The organism is Actinomycetes bacterium (assembly GCA_022396035.1).
Classification (GTDB): domain Bacteria; phylum Actinomycetota; class Humimicrobiia; order Humimicrobiales; family Humimicrobiaceae; genus Halolacustris.
In genome coordinates this window covers 23,409-31,174 of record JAIOXO010000020.1, presented here as the reverse complement: position 1 = coordinate 31,174, position 7,766 = coordinate 23,409, and the positions used below count along the sequence as shown (strand labels likewise).

The window sequence follows — 7,766 nt, the reverse complement described above, 5'->3', positions numbered from 1 at the left end:
CCAGGCGGGTATGGCCGGATACCGCTAGGATCTTAAGGTTGTAGCCTGCTACCTTATCTAGCACCTGCTTGTAGTCACCGGGGGCCATATCTTCCGGCCTGGGAAGTATATGCTCAAAGTAGCCGGGGCAGGTGGCCATATCTACATACTTAAAGCCTGCGGCGGCTATGCCGGCTAGGGCCTCCTCAGGGCCAAAGTTGGGATAGGTGGAAGTAACTACCGCTATCTTGTTTTTCATCTTTTTGCTCCTTTCGTTGGTTAAACTCTTCTCATTTTTCCAATATATGATATTACTGTAGCTATAACTATTATTGCTTCTAAAAATAGGGTCTGCTGATATGAGGGTATCCCGATTATGTTCATAGTATTACACATAATACCCACCATAAAAACCCTATTTTGTCATCATCGGCCTCCTATTTTAAACTACCAATATTATAAAATTTTTTAATATCCCACTGTCTCCCAGCACTCAAATGGCGCGGCGATTTCTTCACTTACATAAACCTGGGTTTCCAGTATCTGGAATATCGAACTGGGAACATAAGGGGTAACCGGCCCCATCAGTATCAACCTGGAGGTCATTCTCTGCCACGAAACAAAGGTTCCCATGGTCTGAAGTGAGTGTAGTTCAATTCTTACTCTAGAACGTGCAACATCCGCTGGCCCTATAGTAGCCGCTTTTGGTGGCACATTAGCTATATCTCCAGACTGTCCAAAAACCCCATGGAGAGAATTCTGACAGATGGTTAAAGGGTGCAGGCTTAAAATTCTTGCATCCTGCTTTAAATACTGGTCGATATCTTCTGTTAAGAACTCTGGTGATGGATCTACAAATGCAATATGCCCGGCCCATCCAGGACTTGAATAGCATACATCGGCTCCTCCTTCTCCAATTTCGGTTATCATCTTGGAGTAGTCCCCAATATTTTCATTGGTAGGATAGAATACATGATCCATGGGCATCCTCAGATCCTGGTCGATCTGATTTACAAAATAATTTAACAGAGAATGGGCAAAACCGGCTTTATAGGTTTCTGGCGCTATATTTCCATCCTGGTCAGCCCACTCATCCATGGCAAAAATGTAGACATTCCTGCAATCTACACGATGGTAATTGATAAGCTCTGCCACTGGTATATAGGTTTCTGGCTCAGGGTTACCTAGTATAAATACCTGTTTTTTATCCAAATCATCCGACATCTTGATTCTGGTAAAAAGATCCCCTATTATTACTGGATGCGGATTTTTCATCACTTTTATTTTCATTTTTTCATTGGAATATTTCTCCAGGTCTTTTCCATGCACCGACCTTACTTTTTCCAATACTTTCCGGTCCTTAAACGGCACAAAATCCGCCGGTTCAAATGTAAATTCACTCATCTGGTTTTACCTCCCTGTTTTTGTTAATACCTTTATTTGGCATTGTTAACCACCAATTACTTTTTTTATAACATTTTTAGAAAAAAATTCTATTTGCAACCACAAGACTTCCTTATTATAAGATCTGCACCTACCCTAACTTCCTGGTAATCTCCGGCTTCACCACTTATTCTCTTTAACAGCAGCTCAGCAGCCTTTTCCCCTATCTCCAGATCAATTCGCTGTAGAGTAGTTACCGGAGGATTCATTGCGGATACAAAATCATAGTCATCAAAGGTTACCACGGCTACCTCATCAGGCACCTTTATTTCTTTCTCATTTAAATACCTGAAACAACCAATAAGCATATTGGCATTTGCACAATATATGGCTCGGGGCCTGTTTTTCTGGTTCATTAACTCCCTGGTGGCATTATAGGCTTTGGTCTTTTTCCAATCAGCAATCTTTATTAAGTCATCCTCAATATCCAGGCCATTTTCTATCAGGGCTTTTTTATAGCCAGCCAGCTTATCAAATCCACTTGATTCATCCAGGGGACCGCTTATGCAGGCAATCTTCTTATAGCCATGTACCTTAATTAAGTGATTTATTAATTTGTAAGATCCGTTTATATCATCACTTAATACAAAATCAACTTTATCTATGTCTATCTTGTTATCTACCACCACAAATGGGGTTCCAAAACTTTTCATGATAGATTTAATAACTTCATTATTCTTGCATATGGTAGCCAAGATAATTCCCTCAACTCTTTTAGATATGGCGATTTTTATAGATTTTTCTTCAATGTTTTCATCGTTACTGGTATTAAACAATATTAGTTCCTTGCCATACCTCCTAAAAAACCTTTCCACACCCAGCACAATACTGGAAAAAAAGTAATCTGCCACATTGGGGATTATCATACCTACTATATTGGTTTTTCTCAGTCTCAGGCTTCTGGCAGTCCACATGGGTTCGTAATTAAGTTTTTTAGCCGCTGCCTTCACCTTGTCTCGAACCTGGGTGGAGACAAATTTTTCATTATTTAGGACCCTAGAGACTGTGGGCACAGACACCCCGGATTCCTTGGCTACATCTTTGAGGGTTATATTTTTCATAGGATAACGATATTAATAACGTTTTCAGCAATTAACATTATCTACCAATGGGCATTTTTTTTCAATGCTTTTGGCTATAAAAATTTTGACATTCAAAATTCTGGCTAATCCTTTATAGTCACACTTTATTATATGATATAATGATATTTTAATTATAACTAAAACATTTAAATTATGTTAGGTGAAGAGAGAAGAGAATACATACTCAATATAATCAATGACACCGGCAGCATAAACGCAAAAAAAATTGCTGCCAAGCTAAAAGTTTCTGAGGCCACCATAAGAAGAGATTTAAATAAATTAAGCCAGAAAAACCTGGTGAAAAGAACCTATGGAGGAGCCATAAGGACTTTATCTGTAGGCAGGGAGATGAGCTTCAATACTCAAAAAGAAATAAACATAGAAGAAAAGAAAAAAATCGGCATGGCCGCTGCCCAGATGATTGAAGAAGGAGACGTAATTATTATTGAATCTGGTACTACCGGTTACCATACTGCTTTAAACATTAGAGGTAACAAGAATTTAACTATAATAACCAATGGCTGCGAAGTGGCTTCTATCCTTTCAAAAATTACCCCTGATTATACGATTATATTAAGTGGAGGAATATTTAATAATGAAACTCATTCACTTATAGGACCTATTGCTGATAATACCTTTACCAATGTAAATGTGGATAAAGCTTTTATAGGTATCACCGGTCTGGATATAGATAAGGGCATAACAGCTGTAAACCAGATTGAGGCTGCTACCAAGAAAAACATTATTAAAAGCGCAAACCAGGTTATTGCTCTGGCTGATCATTCCAAGCTTGGCCATATATCAGTCAATTTTGTATCTGATATATCCAGTATAGATATTTTAATTACTGACCATTCAGCTAATAAGTCTCTCATAGATCAGATAAAAAAATCTGGTATTACTGTAATACAGAAATAATTTACTTCCGGCCTTTCTTACGGATATATCCCTCTGAGACGTACTGCTTCCACTATTCTGTCTATGGCAATAATATAAGCTGCATCTCTCATTGATACCTTTTTATCCTTATGTACCTCATATACATGGCCAAAGGCAGCATCCATTATCTCTTTTAGGGCAATATCAACTTTGCGCTTGGACCAGAAGTAGGCATCATTTCCCTGTACCCACTCAAAGTAGGAAACAGTAACTCCTCCAGCATTAGCCAGTATGTCAGGTATTACAAATATACCTGCATCAGATAATATCTGATCACCTTTCTGGGTAGTAGGACCATTCGCTCCTTCAGCTAAAATTCTAGCTTTAATCTGGCTGGCAGTAGTTTCAGTTATCTGATTTTCTAATGCTGCCGGTATAAAGATATCACAGTCCAGGCCGAATATATCTTCTCCCGGAATATTATTTGCCTCGGAATATCCTGCTACAGTTTTAGATTCTTGCACGTACTGAGCCAGGTGGTAGGGGTCTATCCCCTTATCATTATGTAACCCTCCTTCCACATCAGACACTCCCACTATTATAAAGCCTAAGTCATAAAGTATCTTTGCTGCGTTAGAACCTACATTGCCAAAACCCTGAATGGCTACTCTTAAATTAGGTTTATCGTAATTTAGCACCTTCATTGCAGAAAGTATATTATAGACACATCCCCTGGAAGTTGCAGCTTCCCTGCCTTGAGAGCCCCCTAGGGCTATGGGCTTTCCGGTTACTACTCCCGGCACCGCATAACCTTTATCAATAGAGTAAGTATCCATTATCCAGGCCATCACCTGAGCATTGGTGCCCACATCGGGAGCAGGTATATCCTTTTGTGGCCCTATGTTAGGTATAAGTTCAAAAGTGTAACGCCGGGTCAGATTTTCTAATTCATTCATTGATAACTTTGAAGGATCTACGGCTACTCCCCCCTTGGCCCCTCCGAAAGGTAGTTTGGCCAGTGCGCATTTTAGGCTCATTAGAAGTGCTAAAGCCTTTATTTCATCCAGGTCTACATCAGGATGATAGCGGATGCCTCCCTTGGCCGGACCCCGGTTGGTAGAGTGTATTACCCTGAAACCGCTATATATTTCCATGGTACCATTATCTAACTTTACCGGTACTGCTACTTCGGTTACTTTTCTGGGGATGGAAAGGTATTTTAGCATGCCCTGCTCCAGAGAAAGTAAATCTGCAATATTAGATAGACGGGATAAACTTTGTTTCCAGATACTTTCCATTTTTCCTCCTTAAGTTATAGCACTAATGCCTGATTCCGAAGTCCTTATCCTTATGGCATCTTCTACCGGCAACACAAAAATTTTGCCTGAGCCTATGTGCCCGGTTCCTGCCAGTTTTATAATAGCTGTAGTGATAGTGTCAACCTCGTCTTCTCCTACTACTATCTCCAGCTTTATTTTAGGCAGAAGCTTTACCTTTTTATTGGGCACTTCTCCATTTATGAAACCCCGCTGTTTACCAAAACCGTTTACCTCAGTTACCGACATGCCTTCTATCCCGGCATCAATTAAGCCTTCTTTTACCTGGTCTAGCTTGGTGGGCTGTATGTAGCATTCTATTTTTCGAAGCATAAATTACTCATCCCCCTTTAAGGGTAAATCAACCCATTGTTTTTTATCATTGGATATGTTTGCTGCTTCCATTACTTCCTGAACTTTATACCCTGCATACATATCGGCCTCAGGCTCTTTTCCTTCAGCAATATTAGTTAAGAAATCAAAAGCACTTCCCATGTGATATCTTATCCATCCAATAGAAAATTTAGGACCAGGGAACTGGGTTGCTGGTTTGGGGTACCTTTGCACTGTTTCTATGGATTTAAACCCTCTTTTGCCTCCTATGGGAGAGCCTTCATCCCTGACATCATAAACCTCCAGATAATTGGGCTGCATACTGTTGAATCTTAGAGCACCCTTTTCACCATGTATTTCCATCCTTATCTCATCATTAGTACCATTGGCTACTTTAGAAGCCTCCAGTGTTCCTGATGCACCATTTTCAAGTTCAAAAAGTAATAAAGCCAGATCTTCAGTATCTACTTTTCCAAAGCTGTCTGTCTTTCCAGGAATTGGTCTTTCTTTAACAAGGATATCTAGTTTGGAAAAAACTTTCTTAAAGTCTCCCAACAGAAACCTGGTTATATCTATAATATGTGAACCCAGATCATACAGTGAGCCTCCTCCACAGAATTTCTTCTGTATCTTCCAATAAAGAGGTCTGTCAGGATCAGAGTTTCCAGCATGCAGATATACAATCCTTATATTATATATCCTGCCTAAAAACCCTTCCTGGATAAGCTGTCTTGCTCTCATAATAGCAGGCTGGTATCTATACTCAAAACTGACCTGGGCTACCTGCTGGGGATGCTTCTTGGCCACCTCCAGAATCTGTTTGGCTTCTGTCAGATCCATAGCTAAAGGTTTTTCACATACCACATGCTTACCTGCTTCCAAAGCCTCAGTAATTATATCCTTATGCAGGTAGTTAGGGGTGCAGACCTCTATTATATCTATGTCATCTCTTTCTATTAGCTGCTTGTAATCTTCAGTAGCAAATTCAAAACCTGCATCTTCTATACCTTTTTTAGCATCATCAATAGGTACCGAACAGACACCTACCGGCTTTACTTTGACCGGCACAGGACTATAGTAAAATGGCATATCAATGTAGGATATGGTATGGACTTTACCAATAAAGCCGTAACCTACCATTCCCAGACCTAAAGTTTTCATTTTTTACCTCCTGATGAATCTTTTAATATCCGTATTCTTTTTCTACTTCAGAAATTGACTGATCTATTATGTCCAGTGCTTTTTCAGCAACATCTTCTTCCATTATCAGTGGTGGCGACATCCTAAGGTTATGGCCGGCAGGAATCCAGGCCAGGCCTTTGGCAAAAGCCTTCTGATATATTTTTCTGCCTGCTTCGTCAAAAGGCTCCCTGCTCTGCTTGTCCTTTACTGCTTCCATGCCCAGCAGACATCCCTTGCCTCTTACTTCACCTATGATTTTATGGCTATCCCTTATCTGTACCAGTCTATCCATAATGAATTTCCCCAGCTTCTCCGATCTTTCAACTATATTTTCTTCTTCTATTACCTCCAGTGATGCCAAGCCGGCAGCTGCAGCCATGGGGTTACCGCCATATGAAGTAGATGCAGATATCTTCTCTAAGACATCAGCATAATCTTCCCTGATAGCAAAACCGGTACAGGGAAAGCCATTGGCAAGACCTTTTCCCAATACAATAATATCCGGTACTACATCATAGTGATCAACACAGAACATCTTTCCGGTACGGGCACAGCAGGTCAATACCTCGTCAACTATAAGAAAGATACCCAATTTGTCACACATTTCCCTTATCTTAGGTAAATACTCATCAGGATAAACTACTGATCCACCCCAGCCCTGTATGGGCTCCATAACTACTCCCGCTACATTATCTGTACCTTCCATGCGAATCTGTTTTTCAAGTGCATCCACACAGAACAATCCACATTCCGGGTATTTTTTCTGGTAATGGCAATGGTAACAATGCCCATTGGGCGCCATATGATGGCCTACTGCCCTGGGACCTGAGGTATAATTAGCCACTTCAGTAAGTGATACCGCACTCATGGTCTTACCATGGAAGTCACCATAGAAGCTGAAGAATTCATATTTGTTAGTATAAGCTCTTGCTGCTCTCATGGCTGCTTCTACTGCTTCCGTACCTGCACAATACATCTGAACCCCATTAAGATTGCCGGGGGTAACTGATGCCAGTTTTTCCAGAAACTTGGTCTTTATTTCAGTAGTATAGTCATGGCAGTTCATGAGTTGTGCAGTATGCTTCTGAATATACTCCACTACTTTGGGATGGCAATGTCCCAAATTGGTAACATAGATTCCTGAAGAGAAGTCTATGAAAGTATTGCCGTCAACATCGGTCATGGTGACCCCATGGCCGCTCTCAAAGGCTACTGGAAAAAGCCTAACCTGAGAAGAGTAGCCTTTCATATATTTTTCTGCCCTGTCGTGTAGAGCTTTTGATTTGGGTCCTGGCGGGGGAACTTTTATATCAGGAATGCTGTTTACATCTACCTTGGCCCAATCTTTGTCATAATTCATTGTTTCCTCCTATTGCATTATCTTGTTTGTTTCTTAGCATTGTTGCACGTTGTTATTGATTATAATATAAACATAGTAAAAAATACAGCAAAAAAGGCCTTTTATTATTTCAGTGATTTGTGGTTAGTATATAAGAACTAGGCATCAAACTATCCCTAAAAGACTGATATGGGAATCGTTGTTTAAATGCCT

Annotated in this window: 8 protein-coding genes; 1 reads left to right on the top strand and 7 read right to left on the bottom strand. The window is 40.3% G+C overall.

All coding sequences use genetic code 11. The features are described 5' to 3' along the window. The 3 genes from K9H14_06885 to K9H14_06875 form a co-directional block, all read right to left on the bottom strand. Window positions 1-238 (bottom strand): hypothetical protein (locus tag K9H14_06885; protein ID MCG9479921.1); only part of this gene is annotated, 238 nt, incomplete at its 3' end. Between the two features lie 209 nt (window positions 239-447). Beyond that, a complete protein-coding gene (locus tag K9H14_06880) occupies window positions 448-1,383 on the bottom strand; it encodes a hypothetical protein (protein ID MCG9479920.1) in 936 nt (311 codons plus the stop codon). 89 nt (window positions 1,384-1,472) lie between these two features. Beyond that, window positions 1,473-2,483, bottom strand: coding sequence for a LacI family transcriptional regulator (locus K9H14_06875; protein ID MCG9479919.1), 1,011 nt, complete (start codon window positions 2,481-2,483; stop codon window positions 1,473-1,475). Window positions 2,484-2,657: 174 nt separating this feature from the next. On the opposite strand from K9H14_06875, the gene K9H14_06870 reads away from it, so the two are divergent. Continuing rightward, window positions 2,658-3,422: a DeoR/GlpR family DNA-binding transcription regulator gene (locus K9H14_06870; protein MCG9479918.1), complete on the top strand. Its 765-nt coding sequence runs from the start codon at window positions 2,658-2,660 to the stop codon at window positions 3,420-3,422. Window positions 3,423-3,439: 17 nt separating this feature from the next. Here the strand turns inward: K9H14_06870 and K9H14_06865 are convergent, their stop codons facing one another. From K9H14_06865 to K9H14_06850, 4 genes are read right to left on the bottom strand one after another with little or no spacing between them, the layout of a single operon-like run. Further along, the gene (locus K9H14_06865; GenBank protein ID MCG9479917.1) at window positions 3,440-4,681 is read right to left on the bottom strand and encodes a Glu/Leu/Phe/Val dehydrogenase; all 1,242 of its coding nucleotides are present in this window, start codon (window positions 4,679-4,681) and stop codon (window positions 3,440-3,442) included. A 9-nt stretch (window positions 4,682-4,690) separates the two neighbouring features. After that, window positions 4,691-5,032, bottom strand: a complete 342-nt coding sequence (locus K9H14_06860) for a P-II family nitrogen regulator (protein MCG9479916.1) — start codon at window positions 5,030-5,032, stop codon at window positions 4,691-4,693. A gap of 3 nt (window positions 5,033-5,035) precedes the next feature. Beyond that, window positions 5,036-6,193, bottom strand: coding sequence for a Gfo/Idh/MocA family oxidoreductase (locus tag K9H14_06855; protein ID MCG9479915.1), 1,158 nt, complete (start codon window positions 6,191-6,193; stop codon window positions 5,036-5,038). Window positions 6,194-6,215: 22 nt separating this feature from the next. Continuing rightward, window positions 6,216-7,574, bottom strand: coding sequence for an aspartate aminotransferase family protein (locus K9H14_06850; protein ID MCG9479914.1), 1,359 nt, complete (start codon window positions 7,572-7,574; stop codon window positions 6,216-6,218). Between the last annotated feature and the right edge of the window lie 192 nt (window positions 7,575-7,766).

Coding starts and splice junctions, on each gene's coding strand:
- K9H14_06870 (MCG9479918.1), top strand. CDS start 2,658: ATGTTAGGTGAAGAGAGAAGAGAATACATACTCAATATAATCAATGAC.
- K9H14_06875 (MCG9479919.1), bottom strand. CDS start 2,483: ATGAAAAATATAACCCTCAAAGATGTAGCCAAGGAATCCGGGGTGTCT.
- K9H14_06850 (MCG9479914.1), bottom strand. CDS start 7,574: ATGAATTATGACAAAGATTGGGCCAAGGTAGATGTAAACAGCATTCCT.
- K9H14_06880 (MCG9479920.1), bottom strand. CDS start 1,383: ATGAGTGAATTTACATTTGAACCGGCGGATTTTGTGCCGTTTAAGGAC.
- K9H14_06855 (MCG9479915.1), bottom strand. CDS start 6,193: ATGAAAACTTTAGGTCTGGGAATGGTAGGTTACGGCTTTATTGGTAAA.
- K9H14_06860 (MCG9479916.1), bottom strand. CDS start 5,032: ATGCTTCGAAAAATAGAATGCTACATACAGCCCACCAAGCTAGACCAG.
- K9H14_06865 (MCG9479917.1), bottom strand. CDS start 4,681: ATGGAAAGTATCTGGAAACAAAGTTTATCCCGTCTATCTAATATTGCA.